This is a genomic window from Variovorax sp. WS11 (assembly GCF_010499245.1).
GTDB lineage: Bacteria > Pseudomonadota > Gammaproteobacteria > Burkholderiales > Burkholderiaceae_C > Variovorax.
In genome coordinates, this window is the sequence record NZ_JAAGOW010000001.1 from 1,335,358 (window position 1) to 1,358,208 (window position 22,851).

At 67.5% G+C, this 22,851-nt stretch carries 24 protein-coding genes and 1 tRNA gene; 7 read left to right on the forward strand and 18 right to left on the reverse strand.

The window, feature by feature from the left end; genetic code table 11:
• Positions 1–34 precede the first annotated feature (34 nt).
• Positions 35–925, forward strand: coding sequence for a UTP--glucose-1-phosphate uridylyltransferase GalU (gene galU / locus GXN78_RS06800; protein WP_106558599.1), 891 nt, complete (start codon positions 35–37; stop codon positions 923–925).
• On the opposite strand, the gene GXN78_RS06805 is transcribed toward galU, so the two are convergent.
• From GXN78_RS06805 to cysM, 4 genes are read right to left on the reverse strand one after another with little or no spacing between them, the layout of a single operon-like run.
• Entirely contained in the window at positions 906–2,024 is a 1,119-nt protein-coding gene (locus tag GXN78_RS06805; RefSeq protein ID WP_106558598.1) for an SGNH/GDSL hydrolase family protein, read from the reverse strand. The two genes, galU and GXN78_RS06805, sit on opposite strands and share 20 nt — an antisense overlap.
• 10 nt (positions 2,025–2,034) lie before the next feature.
• Positions 2,035–2,262, reverse strand: a complete 228-nt coding sequence (locus GXN78_RS06810) for a sulfurtransferase TusA family protein (protein WP_106558597.1) — start codon at positions 2,260–2,262, stop codon at positions 2,035–2,037.
• Positions 2,263–2,302: 40 nt separating this feature from the next.
• Positions 2,303–2,860 carry an NUDIX hydrolase gene (locus GXN78_RS06815; protein ID WP_106558653.1) on the reverse strand — a complete coding sequence of 186 codons (558 nt, stop codon included), beginning with the start codon at positions 2,858–2,860 and terminating at the stop codon, positions 2,303–2,305.
• Between the two features lie 5 nt (positions 2,861–2,865).
• Positions 2,866–3,768 carry a cysteine synthase CysM gene (cysM, locus tag GXN78_RS06820; protein ID WP_106558652.1) on the reverse strand — a complete coding sequence of 301 codons (903 nt, stop codon included), beginning with the start codon at positions 3,766–3,768 and terminating at the stop codon, positions 2,866–2,868.
• Between the two features lie 51 nt (positions 3,769–3,819).
• On the opposite strand from cysM, the gene GXN78_RS06825 reads away from it, so the two are divergent.
• The 3 genes from GXN78_RS06825 to GXN78_RS06830 all read left to right on the forward strand — a co-directional run bounded on the left by GXN78_RS06825 (position 3,820) and on the right by GXN78_RS06830 (position 5,259).
• A tRNA-Leu gene (locus GXN78_RS06825) sits at positions 3,820–3,904 on the forward strand.
• Between the two features lie 115 nt (positions 3,905–4,019).
• A complete protein-coding gene (locus GXN78_RS41075; RefSeq protein ID WP_239142630.1) occupies positions 4,020–4,526 on the forward strand; it encodes a hypothetical protein in 507 nt (168 codons plus the stop codon).
• A 127-nt stretch (positions 4,527–4,653) separates the two neighbouring features.
• Positions 4,654–5,259: a transposase gene (locus GXN78_RS06830; RefSeq protein ID WP_275407560.1), complete on the forward strand. Its 606-nt coding sequence runs from the start codon at positions 4,654–4,656 to the stop codon at positions 5,257–5,259.
• Here the strand turns inward: GXN78_RS06830 and GXN78_RS06835 are convergent.
• The 10 genes from GXN78_RS06835 to gabT all read right to left on the reverse strand — a co-directional run bounded on the left by GXN78_RS06835 (position 5,238) and on the right by gabT (position 17,839).
• The gene (locus tag GXN78_RS06835; RefSeq protein WP_164255378.1) at positions 5,238–5,720 is read right to left on the reverse strand and encodes an RNA-binding protein; all 483 of its coding nucleotides are present in this window, start codon (positions 5,718–5,720) and stop codon (positions 5,238–5,240) included. The genes GXN78_RS06830 and GXN78_RS06835 overlap by 22 nt on opposite strands.
• Positions 5,721–5,944: 224 nt before the next feature.
• Positions 5,945–6,223 carry a hypothetical protein gene (locus GXN78_RS06840; protein ID WP_106557841.1) on the reverse strand — a complete coding sequence of 93 codons (279 nt, stop codon included), beginning with the start codon at positions 6,221–6,223 and terminating at the stop codon, positions 5,945–5,947.
• Positions 6,224–6,370: 147 nt separating this feature from the next.
• Complete coding sequence (locus tag GXN78_RS06845) at positions 6,371–7,300, reverse strand: amino acid ABC transporter substrate-binding protein (RefSeq protein WP_106557842.1); 930 nt, start codon at positions 7,298–7,300, stop codon at positions 6,371–6,373.
• Positions 7,301–7,313: 13 nt separating this feature from the next.
• Positions 7,314–8,636, reverse strand: coding sequence for a dicarboxylate/amino acid:cation symporter (locus GXN78_RS06850; protein WP_106557843.1), 1,323 nt, complete (start codon positions 8,634–8,636; stop codon positions 7,314–7,316).
• Positions 8,637–8,673: 37 nt separating this feature from the next.
• Positions 8,674–9,747 (reverse strand): C45 family peptidase, encoded by a 1,074-nt coding sequence (locus tag GXN78_RS06855; protein ID WP_239142631.1) that lies wholly within the window; start codon positions 9,745–9,747, stop codon positions 8,674–8,676.
• Positions 9,744–11,201: a biotin carboxylase gene (locus GXN78_RS06860; RefSeq protein ID WP_106557844.1), complete on the reverse strand. Its 1,458-nt coding sequence runs from the start codon at positions 11,199–11,201 to the stop codon at positions 9,744–9,746. Before GXN78_RS06860 ends, GXN78_RS06855 begins: the two co-directional genes overlap by 4 nt.
• Positions 11,198–14,086, reverse strand: coding sequence for an aminotransferase class I/II-fold pyridoxal phosphate-dependent enzyme (locus tag GXN78_RS06865; protein WP_239142632.1), 2,889 nt, complete (start codon positions 14,084–14,086; stop codon positions 11,198–11,200). Before GXN78_RS06865 ends, GXN78_RS06860 begins: the two co-directional genes overlap by 4 nt.
• A 73-nt stretch (positions 14,087–14,159) precedes the next feature.
• Entirely contained in the window at positions 14,160–15,053 is an 894-nt protein-coding gene (locus GXN78_RS06870; RefSeq protein ID WP_106557845.1) for a carbon-nitrogen hydrolase family protein, read from the reverse strand.
• Complete coding sequence (locus GXN78_RS06875) at positions 15,050–16,513, reverse strand: NAD-dependent succinate-semialdehyde dehydrogenase (RefSeq protein ID WP_106557846.1); 1,464 nt, start codon at positions 16,511–16,513, stop codon at positions 15,050–15,052. The genes GXN78_RS06870 and GXN78_RS06875 overlap by 4 nt, the downstream gene beginning before the upstream one ends.
• Positions 16,514–16,534: 21 nt before the next feature.
• A complete protein-coding gene (gene gabT / locus GXN78_RS06880) occupies positions 16,535–17,839 on the reverse strand; it encodes a 4-aminobutyrate--2-oxoglutarate transaminase (RefSeq protein ID WP_106557847.1) in 1,305 nt (434 codons plus the stop codon).
• A 98-nt stretch (positions 17,840–17,937) separates the two neighbouring features.
• Between gabT and GXN78_RS06885 the strand changes: the two genes are divergently transcribed.
• Positions 17,938–19,422, forward strand: a complete 1,485-nt coding sequence (locus GXN78_RS06885; RefSeq protein WP_106557848.1) for a PLP-dependent aminotransferase family protein — start codon at positions 17,938–17,940, stop codon at positions 19,420–19,422.
• 145 nt (positions 19,423–19,567) lie between these two features.
• Complete coding sequence (locus GXN78_RS06890) at positions 19,568–19,723, forward strand: hypothetical protein (RefSeq protein ID WP_164255379.1); 156 nt, start codon at positions 19,568–19,570, stop codon at positions 19,721–19,723.
• 176 nt (positions 19,724–19,899) lie between these two features.
• Here GXN78_RS06890 and GXN78_RS06895 read toward each other — a convergent pair whose 3' ends face one another.
• Genes GXN78_RS06895 through GXN78_RS06905 form a run of 3 tightly spaced genes read right to left on the reverse strand, consistent with a single transcriptional unit; the run spans position 19,900 to position 21,665 of the window.
• Complete coding sequence (locus GXN78_RS06895; protein WP_106557849.1) at positions 19,900–20,370, reverse strand: group II truncated hemoglobin; 471 nt, start codon at positions 20,368–20,370, stop codon at positions 19,900–19,902.
• Between the two features lie 24 nt (positions 20,371–20,394).
• Positions 20,395–20,757, reverse strand: a complete 363-nt coding sequence (locus GXN78_RS06900) for a helix-turn-helix transcriptional regulator (RefSeq protein WP_106557921.1) — start codon at positions 20,755–20,757, stop codon at positions 20,395–20,397.
• A gap of 20 nt (positions 20,758–20,777) precedes the next feature.
• On the reverse strand, positions 20,778–21,665 hold the full coding sequence (locus GXN78_RS06905) for a S1C family serine protease (RefSeq protein ID WP_106557850.1): 888 nt from the start codon (positions 21,663–21,665) through the stop codon (positions 20,778–20,780).
• A gap of 193 nt (positions 21,666–21,858) precedes the next feature.
• Between GXN78_RS06905 and GXN78_RS06910 the strand changes: the two genes are divergently transcribed.
• On the forward strand, positions 21,859–22,209 hold the full coding sequence (locus GXN78_RS06910) for an alpha/beta hydrolase (protein ID WP_106557851.1): 351 nt from the start codon (positions 21,859–21,861) through the stop codon (positions 22,207–22,209).
• Between the two features lie 58 nt (positions 22,210–22,267).
• Here GXN78_RS06910 and GXN78_RS06915 read toward each other — a convergent pair whose 3' ends face one another.
• Positions 22,268–22,828 carry a GNAT family N-acetyltransferase gene (locus GXN78_RS06915; RefSeq protein WP_239142633.1) on the reverse strand — a complete coding sequence of 187 codons (561 nt, stop codon included), beginning with the start codon at positions 22,826–22,828 and terminating at the stop codon, positions 22,268–22,270.
• Between the last annotated feature and the right edge of the window lie 23 nt (positions 22,829–22,851).

Genomic DNA, 22,851 nt, shown 5'->3' on the forward strand with positions numbered 1-22,851 from the left:
CATCCTCCAATTCATCCGACCAGACACTAAGCCCATGTCCACTTCCACCAAGCGCATCCGCAAGGCCGTGTTCCCCGTCGCCGGGTTCGGCACCCGATTCCTGCCGGCTACCAAGGCACAACCCAAGGAAATGCTGCCGGTGGTGGACAAGCCGCTGATCCAGTACGCAGTCGAAGAGGCCTACGCCGCCGGCATCCGCGACATGATCTTCGTCACCGGCCGCAACAAGCGCGCCATCGAGGACCACTACGACACCGCCTACGAGCTCGAGAGCCAGCTCGAGGCCAGCAACAAGCTGGAGCTGCTCAAGATCGCCCATTCGGTGATGCCGGACGACATGACCTGCTCCTACGTGCGCCAGCCGCGCATGCTCGGCCTGGGCCATGCGGTGCTGTGCGCCGAGCACCTGGTCGGCGACGAACCCTTTGCCGTCCTGCTGGCCGACGACCTGATGGTCGGCCCGGAGCACGGCGAACCCGTGCTGGCCCAGATGACGCGCGTCTTCGCCCGGCTCGGCGGCTCGGTGCTGGCGGTGCAGGAAGTGCCGCTGGAGCATGTCAAGCGCTACGGCATCGTGGCCGGCGACCCGATCGAGGAAGGCCTGGTCAAGGTCAACCGCATGGTCGAGAAACCCAAGCCCGAGGACGCGCCCTCGCGCCTCGGCGTGGCAGGCCGCTACATACTGACGCCGGGCGTGTTCGACGAGATCCGCAACCAGCCCAAGGGCGCCGGCGGCGAGATCCAGCTGACCGACGGCATCGCCTCGTTGATGAAGAAGGAAGCCGTCTACGCCTATTCGTACCAGGGCGTTCGCTACGACTGCGGCAGCAAAGAAGGCTTCCTGCAGGCCAGCGTCGAGCTCGCGCTCGCGCACCCGGAAGTCGGCGCCCAGTTCCGCGCCTACCTCAAGACCCTGGAGCTCTAGCCGGCTCAGCCGGCGCCACCAGCGGCTCGAGGAAACGACGCAGCTCCTCGTCGCCGATCGGTGTGAGCGGCAGGCCGAAGGCCTCGCGCAAGCGCGATACCAGCGCCTGCGCCCACAGCGCGTTCCATACCAGGCCCGTATGCAGGTCCGCGAGGAGCGCATTGCGCGGGTCGTCGCCGATCGTGTTGGTCACGCGCAGTTCCGGGCCGATCTCGACCGCCTTGTAGTCCGGCTTGCCCTCGGCATTGCGTGAGCCCCAATGGGACTGGAACCAGGCCAGGTCGTCGAAGTAGGCGAGCCGGGCGTCGCCCTCGGCCAGATGGCGAATGGCGGCATTGAAGCCATCGAGCGCGGTCCGGATGTTGCGGGTCTCGGCCGCCGACTGCCAGCGCTCGAAGTTGGCGGGATCGTCCGCCTCGTTGCCGATGCCCACCAGCAGGATCCGCGTCGCCGGGTGCGAGGCATGGATCCGCCGGACCGCCGCGCCAATCTCGCCCGCGCAATAGGCGGTAGCCTCGCGCAGCTCGGGCGCATTCGGATCGCGCGCCTGCAGGTCCAGCAGCCCGCCCCAGTTGTTGAGCCCGATGCGGATCACCACCACGCCGCGTGCCCAGCGCGCCGGCTCCTGGTCCATCAGCGCGACGAGGCGCGGCACCTGCCGGAAGCGCCCGACCATCAGGTTCTTGCAGGCGGCGCCGGAGTTGGCGAAGTTGTAGAGGTAGTCCTCTTTTCGCGGCGCGCGGCCTCCCGGCAAGCCCATCCATTCGCGCGCCAGCGCGACCACGCCGGGCCGACCCCAGCGCACCCAGGGGCCGGGATCCAGCTGCTGCCCGCGCAGGCGCGCCAGCACCTCGATCCATTGAAAGGTGCGCGAACGCAGGCTGCCGCCGCGCTCGGTGGTGTCGGCGGGAAACCAGGTGTTGTCCTGGTAGGAGTGGCTGTTGGAATCGCCCAGCACCGCGAGCGGGATCGCGCTGGACGAAACGGGACGAGAGGATGTGTCGTGCGGCATGCCGTCGCTCCACAAGCCCAGCGTGAGCGCCCCAGCCGCCAAGGCCAGCGCCAGGGCACCAGCAGCGAGGCGGGCGCTGCGCTTCACGGCGGCACCGTCAGCGGCGGCGCAGGACGTGGATGAAGTCGTCTCCCACGGTTTGCTGCTCGACCAAGTCGTTGCCGGTCTGTCGCGCAAAGGCCTGGAAGTCGCGCACCGAGCCCGGATCGGTGGACACCACCTTGAGCAGCTGGCCGCTCTCCATCTCGTTGAGCGACTTCTTGGCTTTCAGGATGGGCAGCGGGCAGTTGAGTCCGCGGGTGTCGAGTTCTTTGTGGATGTCCATCGATGTTCCTTCTACCGGGCTGCCGGACGCTGCCGAAATTCTAGGAGGCTGCCGCCGCGTCGGGCGCGGGGGTTGCCGGTCGTGGCCATTCCATGAATTGCGGCTCGTGCCCTCGCGTGCGCAGCCAGTCGGCCAGCGCGTAGCCGGTCCCTGCCGGCCAGCAGCGCAAGGCAGCCAGGTCGTAGAGCCGGTAGTCGACCAGCTCGGGCGACAGCCGCACGTCGCCGTCTGCCACCGCGTGGTAGGCGATGATCACCTGATTCATGCGCTGGAAGTCGTAGACGCCGACGAGGTTCAGCGCACTGGCATCGAGGTTCGTCTCTTCCTTGATCTCGCGCGCGATGCCTTCCTGCGGCGTTTCACCGGCCTCCATGAAGCCGGTGATCAGCGCATACGTCTTGTGCGGCCACGCGGCGTTGCGCGCCAACAGCACCTGGCCGCGGTACTCGATGATCGCGGCCAGCACCGGCGTCGGGTTGTTCCAGTGCGTCCAACCGCAGGCCGGACAGCGCAGGCGCGACTTCGGCCCGCCGTCCTCGGCCAGCTCGATGCGCGCGAGCGGCGTGGCGCAGGTCGTGCAGAACTTGGGATCGAGCATGGCGCTCACGCCGGGAACACGCCGGTCGACAGATAACGATCGCCGCGGTCGCAGACCACGAAGACGATGGTCGCGTTCTCCACCTTCTTCGCGATCTCGAGCGCCACCCACAGCGCGCCGGCCGACGAGATGCCAGCGAAGATGCCCTCCTCGCGCGCGAGGCGCCGGCACATCTCCTCGGCCTGGTCCTGGTTCACGTGGACCAGCTGGTCGACGCGGCTGGGCTCGTAGATCTTGGGCAGATACTCTTCGGGCCATTTGCGGATGCCCGGGATGCGCGAACCCTCCTCGGGCTGCGCGCCGATGATGTGCACCGCCGGGTTCTTCTCCTTGAGGAAATGCGAGACGCCGGTGATCGTGCCCGTGGTGCCCATCGCGCTCACGAAGTGCGTGATGCGCCCGCCCGTATCGGCCCAGATCTCGGGCCCGGTGGTCTCGTAGTGGATGCGCGGGTTGTCGGCGTTGGCGAACTGGTCGAGCACGCGGCCCTTGCCTTGCGCCACCATCTGCTCCGCCAGATCTCGGGCGTACTCCATGCCGCCGCTCTTGGGCGTGAGCAGCAGCTCGGCGCCGAAGGCCTTCATCGTCTGGGCGCGCTCGACCGAAAGGTCCTCCGGCATGATCAGCACCATGCGATAGCCCTTGATGGCAGCGGCCATCGCGAGCGCGATGCCGGTGTTGCCCGAGGTGGCCTCGATCAGCGTGTCGCCGGGCTTGATCTCGCCGCGCTCCTCGGCGCGCTTGATCATCGAGAGTGCCGGCCGGTCCTTGACCGATCCGGCCGGGTTGTTGCCTTCCAGCTTGCCCAGGATCACATTGCCGCGCTTCGAGTTCTCGGCCGCATCGATGCGCTGCAGCGCGACCAGCGGCGTCTTGCCGATCGCATCCTCGATCGTCGGGTAGTTCACGTTTGCCATGCCAGGCACTGTGCCATAATTTTGAGCTCCCTTCCTTCCCCTGCCCGGGTGGTGAAATTGGTAGACGCAGGGGACTCAAAATCCCCCGCCGCAAGGCGTGCCGGTTCGATTCCGGCCCCGGGCACCAAGCGACGCTGGCACCTGTCGCTTTCCCTGAGAACACAGCACCAAGTAAAAAAGGCCTCTCTTGAATTTCGAGTGGGTAAGATTTCGCCTGGCTGAACTCTGCGAGGGGTTGTGCGATGACTGCCAAGCTGTTCGAAGCGGCGCTCGGGATTGCTGCGCCCTGGTCGGTGAATTCGGTTGAGTTCGACGAAGGCGCCAAGCTGCTGACCGTGTTGGTCGACTTCGAACCCGGAACCCACTTCGCAGTTGCCGGGTATGAGGGTACGCACCCCGTGCATGACACGGTGGCAAAGACCTATCGACACCTGAACTTCTTCCAGCACGAGTGCCACCTGCACGTGCGCACGCCACGCGTCAAGCTGCCCAACGGCTCGGTTCGCCTGGTCGAGCCGATTTCGCCGGACGCCTGTCGGGCTTCTACGCTGCTGTTCGAGGCACTTGTCCTGATGCTGGCGCAGCAGATGCCTTTGCGGCGGTTGCACGCATCGTGGGCGAGTCCGCCTATCGGGTCATGGAAGTTTGCAATCGCTACGTCGAGATGGCGTTGGGGCTGGCCGACTTCAGCGATGTCACTGCGCTGGCCATCGACGAGACCTCGCGTGCCCGGGGGCACGACTACGTGACCTTGGCCGCCGACGCAGTCGCCCGCCGAGTGCTCTTCGTCACCGAGGGCCGCGACGCCCAAGCCATAGCGCGGCACTGGCCTGCGATCTCGAGGCTCATGGCTGTCCGCCGCAGCAGATCAGCTCGGTGAGCATCGACATGTCCCCGGCCTTCATCAAGGGCGTGAGCGAGGAGTTGCCCAACGCTCAGATCACGTTCGACAAGTTCCACGTCATCTGGCACGCCAACACCGCAGTGGACAAGACACGGCGCATCGAACAGCGTACCGACAGGTCCCTCAAGGGCATGCGCTGGACGCTGCTCAAGGCAGCGCAGCTACAGCCTCACGCCCGAGGCCGCCGCCGATCTCTACGCATTGATCACACAGCCGAGCCTCAAACGCACGGCCCGAGCTTGGCTCCCAGGAGAGCAGCTGCGAGAGATCCTGGAGCGCAGGCAGGTCAACGTGATGCGCCCATGCTTCGGTACTGGAGCACCTGCGTCATGCGCTCGAAGGTCCAGCCGATGAAAGAAGTTGCCGCGCTCGTGCGCCGCCACATGGACGGCATCGTGGCCTGGTCGCAGACGCGTCAGACCAACGGCTTTCTCGAGGCCATCAACGGCCTGTTCCAGGCTGCCAAGCGTCGCGCCCGCGGCTTCGTGCGCCTGTCCACTATCAAGACGGTCATCTTCCTGATCGCCGGCAAGCTCGACTTCCAAGCCATCAACCCTCACGCTGGGCAACCCACTTGATTTTCAACAGAGCCTAAAAAAGGCTCCCGAGGGAGCCTTTTTGTGCTGATGCCTGCGGCGATCGGTAGCCGCCCGCGGCCACCGCCGCCGTAGCCACCACCACCGCCGCTGCGGCCGCCGCCACCACCACCACCGTAGCCGCCACCGCCACCGCCGTAGCCGCCGCCACCACCGCTGCGGCCACCGCCGCCGCCGAAGCCGCCCGAACGGGGCTCCATCGGACGGGCCTCATTGACGGTCAGGGCGCGGCCTTCGAGCGCTTGGCCGTTCAGGCCTTCGATGGCTGCGAGCGCTTCCGAATCGCTGCTCATTTCGACGAAGCCGAAGCCCTTGGAGCGACCGCTGTCGCGTTCCATCATGACCTTGGCACTAGCAACGTTACCGTAGGCGCTAAAGGCCTGTGTCAGGGTTTCGTCGCGGACGGAGTAGGCCAGGTTGCCTACGTAAAGTTTCTTGCCCATTGAGGGACTCCTAATCAAACCAAAAAAACAATCGATGGAGTCCCAGGGTCACAACAAGCAAGGATGCGCAGTGGCGCGAAACTGAACCGATTACCGATACGAAGCCGCAAGCGGCGACGCCCCGGCATTGTCTCTCACATTTGTGGGCCTGGTCGAAATTCTGAGCAAGGGAAAAACCTAAGTCCTCAAAACACCTGCCGGCGGGCCCGCAAACTCGCGTTTCTTCAGCCCTTGGCCTGCGCCTCCAACCGGCGGTTGGCATCCAGCGCGTAGAGCACGGCCTTCTCGTCCTGGTTCTTGCCCGACCCCTCCCCGATCGGCAGCTGTGCCGAGCCGTAGAGCTCACGCTCCAGTCGCTTCGCACGCTCGGAGTACATGCGGGCCAGGGCACCATGGTGCTCGGCGGCCGCCTGGTGCTCGATGCGCGCGAGGTGCGCCTCCTCGAGCAGGGCCATGACGCGGCGCAAATGGCCGTTTCGATTGGGCTGGAAAAAACTGAACATCGGACCCTCCATCGGAAGCCAACAGGCACTCTTTTTAGCTTCAGTCGACCGGGCGGCGCTGTAGGTGCAAGCGCTCTTGTTGTTTTTAAGTCATGAATTAGTTCTCAGTTTTACCGAAATCTCGCCGGCCGCCATCCTCCAAAAGAGTTACTCCGCCTTCACGGCCATGGTTTGGAGGATGGTTTCCAGCTGCGGGCTCATGGGCAGGTCGATGCTGGTGGTGCTCAGGGGCAGCTTGCGCAGGAACCAGCGCTTGTACTGGCGCTCGATCTCCCCGTCCTGCGCCAGGAACTGGAAGGTGTCGTTGACCACCTTGGCCAGCTGCGGGTCGTTCCTGCGGTACATGATCCCGTAGGGGTCGTAGGACAGGAAGTCGCCCACCACCTGATAGTCCCCCTGGACTTTGCCCTTGTTCTGCGCGATCAGCCCGTAAAGCAGCACGTCGTCCGTTGCAAAGGCATCGGCGGCGCCATTGACCACCTGCGCGAAGGACTCCGCATGGTCGCGCTGCACCAGCAGGTTCAGGTTGAGCTTGAACTTCTGCGACAGCGCCTGCATGGTCTGCTCGTTGGTGGTGCCGCGCGTGACGGCCACCTTCTTGCCCGCCAGGTCCTTGAAGTCGCGGATCGGCGAGCCCTTCTTCACCAGCACCTTCGTGCCCGAGACGAAGATCGTGGGCGAGAAGGCCACGCGCTTCTGGCGCTCCAGGTTGCTGGTGGTGGAGCCGCATTCGAGATCCACCTGGCCCTTCTCCACAGCGTCGATGCGCGACTCGGAGGTCACCGGCGCCCACTTGATCGCCAGGCTCTTGTGCACCGCTTCCTCGATGGCGGTCACCAGCGACTTGCACAGCTCGACGGAATAGCCGATGGGCTCGTTGCGCGACGAGAGGTAAGAGAACGGGACGGACGACTCCCGGTAGCCCAGCGTGATGGCGCCGGCGTCGCGCACCTTGGCCAGGGTGCCGGTGAGCGCTGCAGGCGCGCTGGGCGCGGGCTCGGTCTGGGCCTGGGCCAGCGTCGCGAACAGGACCGCGGCCAGCAGCAGCGACAACGAGCGCGAAGGTTTCGGCTTCATGGCCCTTGCTCCTTCAGGCGTGCACCGGATGCGCCAGCGTGGCCGCACTCTCGGCATCCAGCGCCTTCTCGTTGGCCGCGGCGTCGCTCTCGGACAGGAGCTCGCCCTCCCACTTGGCCACCACCGCCGTGGCGATGGAGTTGCCTACCGCATTGGTGGCCGAGCGGCCCATGTCGAGGAAGGTGTCCACCCCCAGGATCAGCAGCAGGCCCGCCTCCGGGATGTTGAACTGGTTCAGCGTCGCTGCAATGACCACCAGCGAGGCCCGCGGCACGCCGGCCATGCCCTTGGAAGTCAGCATCAGGATCAGCAGCATGGTGATCTGGGTGCCCAGGGACAGGTGGATGTCGTAGGCCTGCGCGATGAACAGCACCGCGAAGGTGCAATACATCATGGAGCCATCCAGGTTGAAGGAATAGCCCATGGGCATGACGAAGCTGGAGATCTTGCGCTTGACGCCGAAGCGGTCCAGCGCGTCGAGGATCTTGGGATAGGCCGCCTCGGAGCTGGCCGTGGCGAAGGACAGCAGGAAGGCCTCCTTGATCAGCACCAGCAGCTTGATGATCCGCGGGCCGAGGAAGAGGAAGCCGGCCAGAATCAGGAACCCCCACAGCACGAACAGGCCCAGATAGAAGTCGCCCATGAAGACGGCGAACTTGAGCAGGATCTCCAGCCCGTTGACGGCCACCGTGGCGGCCATCGCAGCCATCACCGCCAGCGGCGCGAGCTTCATGACGTAGCCGGTGATCTTCAGCATGGCATGCGACAGCTCGTCGATGGCGTTGACCAGAGTCTTCGCCTTGTCGCCCAGCGAAGCCAGCGCGACGCCGAAGAACATCGAGAACACGACGATCTGCAGGATCTCGTTGTTGGCCATGGCCTCCGCGAAGCTCTTGGGCACCAAGTGGCTCACGAAGTCCTTCAGGGTGAACTTGGAAGTGGCCAGGTTGGCCGAGGAGCCGATGTCGGGCAGCGGCAGCCCGAGGTTGTGGCCGGGCTGCAGCAGGTTGGCCATGATCAGGCCCAGCACCAGCGAGACCAGCGAGGCGGTAATGAACCAGCCCAGGGCCTTGCCGAAGACGCGGCCCACCGAGGCCGCGTCGCCCATGTGGGCGATGCCCACCACCAGCGTGGAGAACACCAGCGGGCCGATCAGCATCTTGATCAGCCGCAGGAACACGTCCGACATGATGGAGATGTAGCCGGCGATCTGCGCGGCGGCCTTCTTGTCCGGGAAGTTGATGAAGATCATGTAACCGATCACGATGCCGATCACCATCGCGATCATGATCCAGGCTGCCGGGGGCAGGCCTTTCTTCTGGGCGGGGCTGTTCATGGGACGTTTCTCCTCAAAAGATGAGCATTCGAACTTCTCAACTCCGTGATTCGGTCAGCAGCTGCGCAAGGGCGGCCTCGTCCGGGTCCGGCGGTGCCTCGGCGCCCGGCGTGTAGACGATGTCGCGCCGGCCTTCGGCGAATGTAGCGAGTGTCTGCGGCCAGCGCACGCCCGGCCACAACAATTCCATGCGGCCGCTGGCCGGCCGGTACGCCACGCCGTAGAGCGTGCCGTAGCCGCGCAGGTAGGCCGACTGGTAGAGCGGCGGCTGCAGCAAGGCGCCGATCGCGTCCTCCAGGGTGCCGGGTCCGTCGACCTGCTTCTGCAGCCGCTCCAGCCGCTCGGCCGCATGCGTCGCGCGCGCATGCTCGGGCCATTCGATGCGGTGCTGGAAATTCGTGACGGCCTTGCGGCGCGTGACCTCTGCCGGACGGTCCGGACCCACGAACACCGTGGCCCAATCGGCCCGGCGGTCGAGCACGGTGATGCTGTAGGGCATGCTGACCGGCACGCGCTGCAGCAGGGCCACCGCCTCGGCTGTGCTCTGCGCAATCTCCAGCACATAGCGCAGCACCAGCGGGATGCCGAAGCCGGTGCCCGAGACGGTGCTGCCGCCGAAGGACAGCGAGGCCGCGACGCCGGCCTCGTTCTGGCCGTCGAGCGCACCCCAGATGCTGTCGCCCATGGCCGAGACCCGCTGGCCTTGCCAGCGCGTGGCCAGCCAGCTGCCTTCGAGCAGCGCGGGCGCGAAGTCGTAGTTGCGCAGCAGCGCGGGCTCTTCCTTGCCGGCCGGGTCGATCCACACGGCCTGCGAGCAGCCGACGATGTAGGGCGGCGGGCACCACAGCGATAGGAAACGCGCCTCCACGTCGCCGCCCCCGGCCAGCTCGACCAGGCGCTGCCAGGTCGGCACCAGCTCGGGCATGTGCTGGCGCAGCGCGCGCCGGCTCTCCAGGTAGCTCGGCCGCGCCACCGCCCCGCTGCGCAGGAACCAGGCGCGGTAGCCCGGCCACAGGCGCGCGAAGAGCGCCTGCCAGCGCGGGCCCGGCAGGTCTTCGACGAGCGTCTCGAAGCCGATCTGGATCGCCATGGTGCCGCCGGCGGGGTTCAAAGGATCTTGAAGGACCCGGGCGCCGGCGCCGCTTCGTGCTGGGTGGTCACGATCGGCTTGCCCGCGTAGTAGTTCTTGATGCCGCGGATCCAGTCGCGGGCGCGGATGTTCAGCTTGAAGTTGTCGTCCATCGAGCGGCCCCGCGTGATCAGGATGCCCAGGTCGGCGCCCTCGTAGCGGTAGTCGCCCGGGCCGGTGATGCGCAGGAAGAAGGCCTCGCGCTCGCTGTCGATGGCGCGGCGGTCGTAGTCGAAGCGCTGGTAGGCCACGCTGCCGTCCTCGCCCATGCGATAGATGCCGGTGCCCGGTGCATGGGTCACCTGGTCCACCTTGTCGTCGGTGCACTTGAGCACCACCTGCGACCAGGAGTCGATGAAGTGCGGCTGCGCCCAGCGCTCGTTGATCTCGCGCACGTTCAGGTCGAAGGGCACGCCCGAGAACTCGAGCAGGTGGAACAGGAACAGCGGCGCATCCGCGTAGGCGAAGGCGGCGTGGTTGGTCATCGGGCTCGCGCCGCAGATGCGCGGGTTCAGCTCGCCCAGATAGACCTCGCCGTTGTCCTGGTCGATCAGGAAGTCGAGGTCGAAGTAGCCCCGATAGCCCTCCGACAGCAACTGGTTGCCGAAGCGCTCGGCCATGTCGCGGGCCTTGGCGCGCACCTCCTCCGAGAAGGCGCCGGGGAACACCTCGTTGCCGCTCCAGCCGCCCTTGTAGGGCGTGAGCTCCTTGGCGCCCACCACCTCGGTGAGCAGCGGCCCGACCAGCGTGCCCGACTGCGTGGCGCAGGCTTCCAGCGTGGCGCCGCGGCAGTTGATGCGCTTCATGATCTTGACCTCGGGGTCGTTGACGATCTCATCCTTGTGCTTGTTGAAATCGTCCTCACTCGCGATGAAGAAGGTGGTGTGGCCGGAGTCGCCGAAGGCCGACTGCACCACCAGGTCGCGGCTCAGGCCGTTGCGCTCGGCGATCTGCATCAGGTGCTCGAAGCTGTCGACCTTCTCCAGCGCGTTGGGCACCGAGAACACGCCGGCCTTGTTGCCGATGCGCACGGTCTCCATCTTGTTGTCGCAGCGGGTGCGCAGCTTGGCCGGCGGGAACCACACCTCCATGCCGAGCTCCTTGGCCAGGGCCTCGGTCTTCTCGTCGAACATCAGGAAGGTGGCGACCGGCTTGCCGCCGCGACGCTCGATCAGGTCGATCACCTCCTTGTGCTGCAGCAGGTAGTTGTTGATGTCCTCGATGGACTGGAACTCCTCGTGCGGCGACTCGGTCGGCACGAACACGTTGGGGTGGCGCCCGTCGAAGCAGTCGATGTAGTTGATGTAGCGAAAGCGGTTGACCCAGCGGTCCATGCCCAGCAGGTTGAAGTTGGTCGCACTGATGAAGTAGATCGGCCGCTCGTTGCGGTGGAACATCAGCAGCAGATCGGCAATGCTCTGGACCTTGGTCGTCATTCTTCGCTCCTCGTGGTTGAACTGGCTCGGGCCGCTTCGGCGGCTGTCGTGGTCGTGGCCGCCTTGATCTCGCCGTCCTTCTCCTGCGGCTGCGCGGCCCGGCCCGAGAGCGCGAGCGCCGCGCGCGCCGCGGTGGCCTGGGCGGCGCGCGAGAGCGCGGCGTCGTTGAAGATGCGGAAGCCCAGCTCGGGCCGGAAGCCGTGGATCTCGCGCACGTCCAGCGCAGCCATGAACTGCAGGATCTCGGCGCTGATCACCTGCCCCGGCACCAGGATCGGGAAGCCCGGCGGATAGGGAATGACGAACAGCGCCGACACCAGGTCGCGCCCGGCCTGGATTGCCTTGGCGGCCTCGGCCATGTCTATGTACTCGCAGTTGGCGTCGTCGTAGGACAGGAAGAAGGCGCTGCGGATGTCGCCGTCGCGCGTACCGGCGCGGCCCTCCACGCTGCGCCCGCGGAAGGCGAAATGGAAGCTCGAGAAGTCCGGCAGCGGCGGCTGCTCCAGCGTCAGCGAGCGCACCCGCTTCTCGTGGATGCGGCGCTCGATGGCGCTCATGTCGGAGACGCGTTGGTCGACGTCGCGCGCGATCTTCACCAGCACCTCGATCAGGTAGGCCACCGCCGAACGGGTGGTGCCGATGTTGGTCATGAACAGCACCGTGTTGCGCGAGGTCTTGTTGATCTGGATGCCGTAGCGGTCCATCAGCTCCTTGTTCTTGAAGGTGTCGCCGTCCATGCCGGTGGCGCCGATGGTGAGCGTGGCGCGCGTCGGGTCGAGCGCGAACTCGTCGGTGCGCCAGGCCGCCTCGAGGTTGTTCCAGCCGCTCTCGTCGTTGTAGTAGGACTCGACGCCCGACTCGCGGTACTCCGTCGGCACCACGTCGCTCACGCGCAGGAAGCGGAAGTAGCGCTTGAGCAGCGGATGGTGCAGCACCTGCTCGCGCAGGCTCATCGCCAACTCCAGCTGCCGCTGGATCAGCTCGTAGCCCTCGAGCTCGACCTGGCGGCGGCCGACGTCCAGCGAGGCCAGGATCTGGTAGTTGGGCGAGGTCGAGGTGTGGGTCATGTAGGCCTCGTGGAAAGCCTCCTCGGCCTTGTCCTTGAAGTCCTGGTCCCACACGTGAATCATCGAGCCCTGGCGCAGCGCGGTCAGCGTCTTGTGCGTGGAGTGCGTGGCGTAGACCCGCACGCGCGTTTTCGCCGGGTCGGGCAGCAGCCGGGTGTCGAGCACGCGCTGCTCGTCGTCCCAGTCGAAGCCTTCGCTGAACGCAGCGTAGCGCTTCGCATAGGCCGGGTCCTTGAGCGTCTCGCACAGCCTGGCGGCGCTGGCCATGCCGGTGCGCTGGCGGTAGATCGGGTGGCAGCGCGCGAAGGCGAACCAGGCCTCGTCCCAGAGGAACACCAGGTCGGGCTTGATCGCCAGGCATTCCATCATCACTCGCTCGACGTCGTAGACGATGCCGTCGAAGGTGCAGTTGGTCAGCAGCACCATGCGCACCCGGTCCAGGGTGCCGGCGCGGCGGAAGTCGAGCAGGGTCTGCTTGATGTGCCGGATCGGCACCGCGCCGTACATCGAGTATTGGTCGAGCGGGTAGGAGTCGAGGTAGGCCACCTGCGCGCCCGCCAGCACCAGGCCGTAGTGGTGCGACTTGTGGCAGTTGCGGTCGACCAGCACGATGTCGTCGGGCCGCACCAGCGCCTGCACCACGATCTTGTTGCAGGTGGAGGTGCCGTTGGTCGCGAAGTAGGTGCGCCGGGCGCCGAAGGCGCGCGCTGCGTACTCCTGCGCGGTCTTCAGCGGCCCCACCGGATCGAGCAGCGAATCGAGCCCGCCCGAGGTGGCGGAGGTCTCGGCCATGAAGAGGTTCATGCCGTAGAACTGCGCCAGGTCGCCGATCCAGTTGGAGTTCATGATCGACTTGCCGCGCGCCAGCGGCAGCGCGTGGAACACGCCGGTGGGCTGCTTGGCGTAGTCGCGCAGGGCATTGAAGAAGGGCGTGCGGTGCCGCTCGCCGACGCCTTTCATGATCGAGCTGTAGAGCTCGATGTGGTCTTCCTCGCCGAAGAAGATGCGCTTGAAGACTTCGCCCACCTGCGCGGCGATGGCCTCGACGTTGACGTCGGTTACCAGGTACAGGTCGAGCTCGGGGCGGATTTGTGCGATCTGCCGGCCCAGGAGCGGCCCGCGCTCGAACTCGGCCATCTTCTCGATGCCCTCGTCCATGCCGTCGAGGAAGCGGCGCAGCATGTCGTTGTGGTTGACCGAGCGGAAGGGGAAGCCGTGCCGGATCACCACCGCCTGCAGGTTGAAGTTGACCAGCGTGGCGATCAGCGCGTCCTCGAAGCTGGGCACTACCACCACGTCGAAGATGAAGTCGTCTTCGGCGTTGCGCTTGCGCTGCACGCGGCGGCGCAGCGCGTCTTCCTCGCTGGCCGACATCTCGTCGACGATCAGCACCTCGAAGTAGGGGCGCGCCAGCTGCGCCTGGCGCTCGCTGTCGGTCTCGATCTGCGAGGGCAGCTCGTTGTCGCTGTCCAGCGTGTTGATGTCGTGCCGGTAGGTGCGCGCGGCCAGCACGCGGTGGATGCGCCGTGCCGCCTGGTGCGCGCGCGCCAACTCGTCGCGCTCGATCCATTGGGCCAGCTCGCTGAACACCCGCCCGCCCGGGAAGGCCCAGTAGCTCTCGACCGGGGCCAGCTGCTCCACGATCGCCCGCACATGGGCGAGGCGGCGCTCGCGCTCGGGGTGTTCCGGCGGCAGGATGGCCAGCCGGCTGAGGTCGTCGACCAGGCTGATCCAGCCGTCCGAGCGCATTTCCCACACGCTGCGGTGCCGGCTCAGCGATGCCCGGCCGTTCTTTTCCGATGCACTTCCTGGCTTCATCTTTGTCTCCTCTGGGCCGTTGTCCTCGGTGTCCGGCCCGTTGTTGTGGTGTGCGACAGCGAGAGGAACTATTTCAGTCGGGCTTCACCAACGGCCCCAGGGTCTGCAAATATGGGTAGGCGCCGGCGTCCTTGCGGTAGACGTCGAAATCGCAGTCGCGGTCGCGAAAGCTCTTGAGCGGCTGCCCCAGGTTGCTGCGCAAGCCCCGCTCGCGCTCGCGGCGCACGCGGGCGAAGTCCACGTCGATGGCCATGATCTCGGCGCCGCCGTCGGCCTGGTGCAGCACGTAGCCCGAGGGGTCGCAGATGATGGAGCGCCCCACCCCGCCGTCGCCGACGCCGTTCACGTCGAAGAAGTAGAGCTGGTTGGTCACGGCCGAGGCACGCGCGATGGCCAGCTCGACGTCGCGATCGATGGTGTCGGTCATGGTCGGGTGCAGGATCACCTCGGCACCCATGGCCGCCAGCGTGCGCGTGGTCTCGGGGAACCACATGTCGTAGCAGATCGAGACGCCGAAGCGGCCGGCGCCGGGCACGTCGAACACGCAGAAGCCGGTGCCGCCCGCCACGTCGCGCTCGTAGGGGCGGAAGGGGAAGAGCTTGCGGAAGCGCGTGACGACCTCGCCCTGCGGGTTGATGACTGGCGTGGTGTTGTAGACCACCGGCCCGGCGGGCCCCTGCGCCCTTTCGAACAGCGAGCCGGGGATGAGCCACAGGCCGGTCTCGCGCGCCAGCTCCGCCAGCCGCGCCTCGGTCGGCCCGGGCAGAGGCTCGGCCTTGTCGTGCTTGGGACCCAGCGCGGCGAGCTCGGAGAACAGCACCATGCGCACCCAGGGAAAGCGCGTGCGGATGTGGCGCAGGTAGTTGCCCATGCGCTCCACATTGCTCTCGAAGGCCGAGACGTTCATCTGCACGCCGGCCACGCCGAAGGTGGTGGCGGCAGACCCGGGCGCGGAGGCAAGATTCATTTGTCCAGCCCCGCCAGACAGACGTACTTGATCTCGAGGAACTCGTCGAGCCCGTACTTCGAGCCCTCGCGCCCCAGCCCCGACTGCTTGACGCCGCCGAAGGGCGCCTCGGCGGTGGAGATCAGCCCGGTGTTCACGCCCACCATGCCGGATTCGAGCTGCTCGGCCACGCGCATGATGCGGCCGATGTCGCGGCTGTAGAAGTACGAGGCCAGGCCGAACTCGGTGTCGTTCGCCAGCGCGATGGCCTCGGCCTCTGTGTCGAAGGCAAAGACGGGCGCCAGCGGCCCGAAGGTTTCTTCGTGCGCGACCAGCATGTCGGGCGTGGCGCCGGCCACCACGGTGGGCTCGTAGAAGCGGCCGCCCAGCGCATGGCGCTTGCCGCCGGTGAGCACCTTGCCGCCCTTGGCCACGGCATCGGCCACATGCTCCTCGATCTTGGCCACCGCCTTGTCGTCGATCAGCGGGCCCTGGGTGACGCCCGGCTCCACGCCATTGCCGACCTTGAGCGCGCGCACCCGCTCCACCAGCTTGTCGGTGAAGGCGGCCAGCACGCCCTTCTGCACGTAGATGCGGTTGGCGCAGACGCAGGTCTGGCCGGTGTTGCGGTACTTGGAGACCATCGCGCCTTCGACTGCTGCGTCGAGGTCGGCATCGTCGAACACGATGAAGGGCGCGTTGCCGCCGAGCTCGAGCGAGAGCTTCTTGATGGTGTCGGCCGACTGCTTCATCAGCATGCGCCCGACCTCGGTGGAGCCGGTGAAGGTGAGCTTGCGCACGACGGGGTTGCGCGTCATCTCGCCGCCGATCTTCGAGGCCGAGCCGGTGAGCACCGACAGCAGCCCCTTGGGCAGCCCTGCGCGCTGGGCCAGCTCCGCGAAGGCCAGCGCCGAGAAAGGCGTCTGCGTCGCAGGCTTGACCACCATCGCGCAGCCGGCGGCCAGTGCCGGGCCGGCCTTGCGCGTCAGCATGGCGGTCGGGAAATTCCAGGGCGTGATCGCCGCCGTCACGCCGATCGGCTGCTTGAGCGCGAGGATGCGGCGGTCGGCCGAGGGCGCGGGGATGGTGTCGCCGTAGACGCGCCGCGCCTCGTCGGCGAACCAGTCGATGAAGGAGGCCGCATAGGCGATCTCGCCCTTGCTCTCCGCCAGCGGCTTGCCTTGCTCGGTGGTCATGATGAGCGCCAGGTCGTCCTGGTTGGCCAGCATCAGGTCGTTGAGCCGGCGCAGGATCGCAGTGCGCTCCTTGGCGGGGCGCCGGGCCCAGTCGCGCTGCGCGGCTTCGGCCGCGGCAATGGCGCGCTGCGTCTCTTCGGCGCCGCACATCGGCACGGTGCCGATCCGCTCGCCGTTGGCCGGGTTGATGACAGGGACGGTCTCGCGCGTATCCGCGTCGATCCATTCGCCGGCCAGGAAGACCTGCTGGCGCAGGAGGGAGGGGTCTTTCAGATTGAGTGTCATATCGGTCGAATGCCTCCTGTCTCAAGCTTGCATCGCGGCGGCCAGGATGTCGAGGCCCTCCTCGAGCACCGATTCCTCGATGGTCAGCGGGAACAGGAAGCGGATCACGTTGGCGTACACGCCGCAGGTCAGCAGCAGCAGGCCGGCATCGCGGGCGCGGGCCTGGACCTGCTTGGTGAAATCGGGGTCGGGCTTGCCGTCCTTGCCGACGAACTCCACGGCCACCATGGCGCCCAGGCCGCGCACGTCGGAAATCTGCGGCACGCTCGCACGCAGGGCGCCCAGCCGCGCCTTCAGGCGCTGGCCCAGGCGCTCGGCGCGTGGTGCGAGCTGCTCGTCTTCGATCACGTCGAGCACCGCATGCGCGGCGGCGATCGCCAGCGCATTGCCGGCATAGGTGCCGCCCAGGCCGCCGGGCGCCGGCGCGTCCATGATCTCGGCGCGGCCCACCACGCCCGACAGCGGCAGGCCGCCGGCCAGGCTCTTGGCGACGGTCATGAGGTCGGGCACCACGTCGTAGTGGTCCATCGCAAACAGGCTGCCGGTGCGGCCGAAGCCGGTCTGGATCTCGTCGGCGATCATCAGGATGCCGTGGCGGTCGCAGATCTCGCGCACCCCGCGCATGAACTCCGGCGGCTGGACGTAGAAGCCGCCCTCCCCCTGCACCGGCTCGAGGATGATCGCCGCGACCTGCTCGGGATCGATGTCGGCCTTGAAGAGCCGGTCGATCGCAGCCAGCGAATCCTCGACCGAGACGCCGTGCAGCGCCACCGGTGCCGGCACATGGTAGATGCTGCCCGGGAAGGGACCGAAGCCGCTCTTGTAGGGCGCGACCTTGCCGGTGAGTGCCATGCCCATGAAGGTGCGGCCATGGAAGGCGCCGCTGAGCGCGATCACGCCCGGGCGGCGCGTGGCGCAGCGCGCGATCTTGATCGCGTTCTCCACCGCCTCGGCACCGGTGGTGAAGAAGGCGGTTTTCTTGGGATGGTTGCCGGGGGTGATGCGGTTGAGCCGCTCGGCCAGCGCGACCGCGCTCTCATAGGGCACGACCTGGTAGGCGGTGTGGGTGAAGCGATCGAGCTGGCTGCGCACCGCCTCCATCACGCGCGGATGACAGTGGCCGGTGTTGAGCACCGCGATGCCCGAGCCGAAGTCGATGAACCGGCGCCCTTCCACGTCCCACAGCTCGGCGTTGCGGGCGCGCTCGGCATAGAAGGGAAAGCCGATGCCGACGCCGCGCGGCGTGGCGGCGACGCGGCGCTCGTCGATCCTGGCATTGCTGGGCCGGGCGGCGGCGGCGGAAGGGGCGACAGTGACAGTGCTCATGGCGTTCCGTGCGAGCGCTGGAAGGCCCGCGTAGCTGTGGACCGCGCCAGTCTATGCAAGTATTGATCCTATAAACAGAACCAAGTAATCTCGATCTCATGGAACCAAACCAAGGTGCTCCGCAGCTCGGAACCTCGGCCCTGCCCGACTTCGTGCTGCGCCACTTCGACCGGCAGTCCGACGACTACGACCACCTGCAGCTCTACCGCATCCTGCAGACCGGCATCCGCCAGTCGGCGCTGCAGGCCGGGCTGAAGTTGCCGCCCACGCGGGAGATGGCGCGCTCGCTCGGCATCGCGCGCAACACCGTGGTCCATGTCTACGAGCAGCTGGCGCTGGAGGGCTACGTGCAGGCCGGCGTGGGCCGCGGCACCTACGTGGCGCAGCTGGGCCTGCGACCGGCCGACCCGGCGCCGCGTGCGGCGCGCCGCGTGCTGCTCTCGCGGCGCGGCGAGGACCTGGTCGAGCATGCGGGCGCCGCGCGCCTGCAATGGGGCGCCTTCGCGCCCGGCGTGCCCGAGGTGCGGCTGTTTCCCGCGCAAGTCTGGAACCGCCTGCAGAGCGGGCTTTGGCGCCGGGCGGCGCCCGAGCAGCTGACCTACGCGACCGGTCCCGGCGATGCCGGCCTGCGCCAGGCCATCGCCGAGTACCTGCAGGGCACGCGCGGCGTGGCCTGCACGAGCGAGCAGGTGGTGATCACCAACGGCACGCAGCAGTCGCTGCTGCTGGTGGCACAGCTGCTGGCCGACCCGGGCGACACCGTCTGGCTCGAGGACCCCGGCTACTGGGGGGCACGCAGCATGTTCCGCGCGATGGGCCTGAAGCTGCTGCCCGTGGGGGTGGATGCCGAGGGCCTCGCGCCCACGTCCCAGCAGCTGCGCCGGCCGCCGCGGCTGATGTTCGTGTCGCCCTCGCACCAGTACCCCACCGGCGCGTTGATGAGCCAGCGGCGGCGCCGCCAGTTGCTCGACTATGCGGCGGCGCAGGGCGTGTGGGTGGTGGAGGACGACTACGACAGCGAATTCCGCTACGGCACCCGGCCGCTCCCGGCGCTCCAGGGCCTCGACGAGCAGGGGCGCGTGATTTACCTGGGCACCTTCTCGAAGACGCTGTTCCCCTCCCTGCGCGTGGCCTACCTGGTGCTGCCGCCGGACCTGGTGGAGCGCTTCGCGCGCGCGCTCAACGAGCTGTTCCGCGAAGGCCAGACCTTGCAGCAGGCGGTGCTCGCGCGCTTCCTGGCCGAGGGCCACTATGCGAGCCACATCCGCCGCATGCGGGCGGTGTACGGCGCGCGCCACGATGCATTGATCCATGCCATCCGGCAGCAGTTCGGCGATGCGCTGCCGGTGATTGGTGGCGATGCCGGCCTGCATCTGGTGCTGGGCCTGCCGCAGGGCGTGGACGACCAGGCCGTCGCGCAGGACGCCGAGCGCGCCGGCATCGCGACGCGGCCGCTGTCGATGTACTACGTGCGCCCGGCAGCCGCCGAAAGCGGCCTGTTGCTCGGCTATGGCGCGGTGCGCGAAGAGGAGATCGGCCCCAGCTTCGCGCGCCTGGCCGGCGTGCTGCGCGCGCACCTCTGAACGGCGGTCCTGTCAGTCAATGCCGACGCCCGCCGCCCGGATGCGGCGGACAAGCGCTGCGCCCGGCAGCCGACGAAGCACCGCGCCGCCAGCCGCTGGCCCCGGAAGCCGCTCGCGCCTATACCTGCAACATAGGAGACGCGTCATGGACAAGATCATTCTGGATTCAGCGGGCGATGGCCGCGGCTATGAATGCCTAGGACTGAACGGCTCGCGCATCCTGACCCGCAGCCACGCGGAGGCCTGCTTCTGGCATTCGCTCGGCTACGTGGTGCTCCACTATTCGCATTGGGCGGCGTGAAGCGACGCGCATCGCTTTCAAGAAAGAGAACAAGCCATGCTTATCGTCATGAGAACCGTGCCCCGCGCGCAGGACGCGCGCTTGGTGATCGCTTGCATCCGTGCCTGCATCTGGGCAGCCGTCGAAGGCCGCCCCTTCTGCCCGCTGCGGCAGGAATGAGCGCGGCCGGCCGTGCATCAGCCTGTGTACGGCCCCTTGACCTCGCCCCAGCCCCACTTCGGCATCTGCGCCTCGGCGTCGACCGTGGCACCGGGCTGTGAATTGATGACCGCGAGGCGCGAGCCCCATTCCAGGTAACCCACCAGCGACGAGCGGAACTCGGGATCCTCGGGCATGTCCAGCGCGTCGGCCGTTTCCAGCAACAGGCCCACCCAGCGCCGCCGCTGCGCCTGCGTGAGCTGGCGGCCCAGGTGCTGTCGGATCATGTGCGGATGGCCGCCGTGCCGCTGCGAATATGCAGCCGGTCCGCCCAGCACCTCGCCCAGGAAGGCCGCCACATGCGCCGGATGGTCGCCGCCCATGTGCGCGAACACCGGCGCCAGCAGCTCGTCGGCGCGCACCTGCTCGTAGAAGCGCGCGGTGAGGCGCTCCAGCGCATCGATGCCGCCGACCCATTCGTAAAGGCTGGGAACGGGGGGTGAGGCCATGGGCTTCCTTTCGTTCTCGTTCGTTCAAAGATGGATGACGCCGAGCCGCGCCGCCTGCGCGACGGCATCAGTGCGGCCCGTCGCGTCGAGCTTGTCGATGAGCGAGCCCACATGGAACTTCGCCGTGTGCACCGAGATGCCCAGGCGCCGCGCGATGAGCTTGTTCGATGCGCCCTCGGCAACCAGGGCCAGCACCTCCAGCTCGCGCCGGGTCAGGGTCGAGTCCGTCGCCTCGGCATGCTGCGCCGCCTCGGGCAGGACCAGGGCCACGTCGGCGGCTTCGCCGCGCTCGGCCACGCGGATGTCCGGCGCCGCAGCCAGCGCGGCGAAGAGGCGCTGCGACAAGGCCTCGTCCTCGATCTCCAGCGCGACCACGATCGGCTTCATCGCGCCATTGTGGACCGCGCTCAATCGGCCGGCCTCTCGCCCACCGTGAGCTGCACTTCCACTGCTTCGCCGGCGCGCCGCAGCGAGAGCGCGAGCACCGTGCCCACGCTCGCCGGACCCAGTGCGCGCAGCAGCAGCGGCACGCTGCGGATGGGCTGGCCGTTCATCGCCACGATGATGTCGCCCTGGCGAATGCCGGCCGCCGCGCCGGGCCCCTGCTCCGCCACGCCCATCACCATTGCGCCGACGCTGCACGCATCCACGCGCACCGGCTGCAGGCTCAGGCCCAGGTAGCCGCGCGGCATGCGGCCGTGCTTCATGAGCTGCGTCGCCACGCGCTCGATCGTGGCCGCGGGGATGACCAGCACACGCCGCCTGGGGCCGAACACCGCCATGCCCGCGGCCCGGCCCCTCGCGTTGAGCACGATGCCGCCCTCGGCGCCGAGCCGCAGCCGCAGGTCGAGCTCGATGCGTGCGTCGATCTCGCCGCCGCGCAGGCTGCGCCATGCCGGCCCGGCCAGCGAGACCAGCCCGCCCGCCACCAGCGGCAGGCCTTCGCGTGCGCCGAGCGCGATCACCATCTCGCCGGCACGCAGCGGTGCGGCATCGAAGACCACCGGCGCAGCGGTCGCGCCTTCGCAGCGCAGCAGCAGCACGTCGGTGGTGGGATCGCGGCCCGCCACCTTGGCCGCGACGGTCGTGCCGCCGGGCAGCACGAGCTCAGCCTCCTCGTCCTCCGGCAGTCCTTCATCGGAACTCACGATCCATCCGGGCTGCCAGACGAATCCGCTGGCGCGCGCATGGCGCGTCTGGATGGCGAGCACGCCGGGCGCTGCGGCGCTCACCGCATCAGCCATCGCGGCCGAGAACTGTTCGAAGGCAGAGAAAGAAGAAGAAGTGTTCGACATCGCAACTCCTGGGCTTGGCTTGCATTGTCGAAAGGCCGCGCGCGCTCGGCTACTGCCCGGTTGGGCAGGGCTGCGTTCACAGCGCTCGATTGTTTCCAGCCTGAAAACACCGTGGTTCCAACAGCAGCGGTTTGAAGGAGGCGTTTGCAATCAGACTTGATTTCATCGATCAACCCCTTTCAAGGAACCCGAAATGAAAGCCTCGAAGATCCTTACCGCAGCTGCCTTCTCGCTTCTGGCTGTCGCCGGGGCACAGGCCGAAACCTATGAAGGCGTGCATCCCCTGACCTCCGGCGCCACCCGGGCCGAAGTCGCCAGCGAAGCCGTCGCGGCCGCGCGTGCCGGCAATGCCTACAGCGATGTGGCCGGCGCCGGCGCCGTCGCCATCAACTCGACGGTCGATCGTGCACAGGTGTACCAGGAAGCCGTCGCGAAGGCGCACGATCCGTTCGCAAGCCTGGACCGCCGCGCCTTCTATCGCGACCAGGTGCCCGAGGCGTACAAGAAGCCCAAGATGTCGTTCACGCGCCAAGCCGGGCTCTGAGTTCCGGACAAGACAAAAGCAAGAAGAAAGACGGGCCTCGCGGCCCGTTTTTCTTTGATCAGTCGTCTGCTGTCGCCGTGGAGGCCGGCCACGCATCCTTCGACAACCTGTAGAGCACATGCCGTAGAAGGGGATGGCCCGCGGGCACCAGCGGATGATCGAAGTCGTCAGCGGGTGAGTGCGTCATGCCGAGCCGCTGCACCACAGCTTGCGAGCGCGTGTTGGCCGGCACCGTGAAGGAGACGATCTCGTCGAGGCCGGCCGTCTCGAAACCGAAGGCCAGCGCCGCACGTGCCGCCTCGCTCGCGAAGCCGCGTCCCCAGAAGTCCGGCGCCAGGCGCCAGCCGATCTCGACGCAGGGCGTGAATGCCGCCGAGAAACCCGGGACCACCAGGCCCACCGCGCCGATGAAGGGCGCGACACCCGGCGCTTCCACCGCCCACAGCCCGAAGCCCTCGCGCTCGAAATGCGCGCCGATGCGCGCGACCAGCGCGTCGCTCTGCTCACGGTTCAACCGATGCAGCAGGTACTGCGTCGCGCGCTCGTCCGCATTCAGGCGGGCGAAAGGCTCGAGGTCTTCTTCACGCCAGGGACGCAGGATCAGTCGCGAAGTGCTCAAACGCGGCGCCGATGGGGTCCACA

Coding starts and splice junctions, on each gene's coding strand:
- GXN78_RS06900 (WP_106557921.1), bottom strand. CDS start 20,757: ATGAAGCCGATCGTGGTCGCGCTGGAGATCGAGGACGAGGCCTTGTCG.
- GXN78_RS06835 (WP_164255378.1), bottom strand. CDS start 5,720: ATGGGCAAGAAACTTTACGTAGGCAACCTGGCCTACTCCGTCCGCGAC.
- GXN78_RS06875 (WP_106557846.1), bottom strand. CDS start 16,513: ATGACACTCAATCTGAAAGACCCCTCCCTCCTGCGCCAGCAGGTCTTC.
- GXN78_RS06860 (WP_106557844.1), bottom strand. CDS start 11,201: ATGACGACCAAGGTCCAGAGCATTGCCGATCTGCTGCTGATGTTCCAC.
- GXN78_RS41075 (WP_239142630.1), top strand. CDS start 4,020: ATGACTGCCAAGCTGTTCGAAGCGGCGCTCGGGATTGCTGCGCCCTGG.
- GXN78_RS06910 (WP_106557851.1), top strand. CDS start 21,859: ATGAAAGCCTCGAAGATCCTTACCGCAGCTGCCTTCTCGCTTCTGGCT.
- GXN78_RS06845 (WP_106557842.1), bottom strand. CDS start 7,300: ATGAAGCCGAAACCTTCGCGCTCGTTGTCGCTGCTGCTGGCCGCGGTC.
- gabT (WP_106557847.1), bottom strand. CDS start 17,839: ATGAGCACTGTCACTGTCGCCCCTTCCGCCGCCGCCGCCCGGCCCAGC.
- GXN78_RS06890 (WP_164255379.1), top strand. CDS start 19,568: ATGGACAAGATCATTCTGGATTCAGCGGGCGATGGCCGCGGCTATGAA.
- GXN78_RS06865 (WP_239142632.1), bottom strand. CDS start 14,086: ATGAAGCCAGGAAGTGCATCGGAAAAGAACGGCCGGGCATCGCTGAGC.
- GXN78_RS06885 (WP_106557848.1), top strand. CDS start 17,938: ATGGAACCAAACCAAGGTGCTCCGCAGCTCGGAACCTCGGCCCTGCCC.
- GXN78_RS06870 (WP_106557845.1), bottom strand. CDS start 15,053: ATGAATCTTGCCTCCGCGCCCGGGTCTGCCGCCACCACCTTCGGCGTG.
- GXN78_RS06840 (WP_106557841.1), bottom strand. CDS start 6,223: ATGTTCAGTTTTTTCCAGCCCAATCGAAACGGCCATTTGCGCCGCGTC.
- GXN78_RS06815 (WP_106558653.1), bottom strand. CDS start 2,860: ATGCTCGATCCCAAGTTCTGCACGACCTGCGCCACGCCGCTCGCGCGC.
- GXN78_RS06905 (WP_106557850.1), bottom strand. CDS start 21,665: ATGTCGAACACTTCTTCTTCTTTCTCTGCCTTCGAACAGTTCTCGGCC.
- GXN78_RS06850 (WP_106557843.1), bottom strand. CDS start 8,636: ATGAACAGCCCCGCCCAGAAGAAAGGCCTGCCCCCGGCAGCCTGGATC.
- GXN78_RS06895 (WP_106557849.1), bottom strand. CDS start 20,370: ATGGCCTCACCCCCCGTTCCCAGCCTTTACGAATGGGTCGGCGGCATC.
- GXN78_RS06810 (WP_106558597.1), bottom strand. CDS start 2,262: ATGGACATCCACAAAGAACTCGACACCCGCGGACTCAACTGCCCGCTG.
- galU (WP_106558599.1), top strand. CDS start 35: ATGTCCACTTCCACCAAGCGCATCCGCAAGGCCGTGTTCCCCGTCGCC.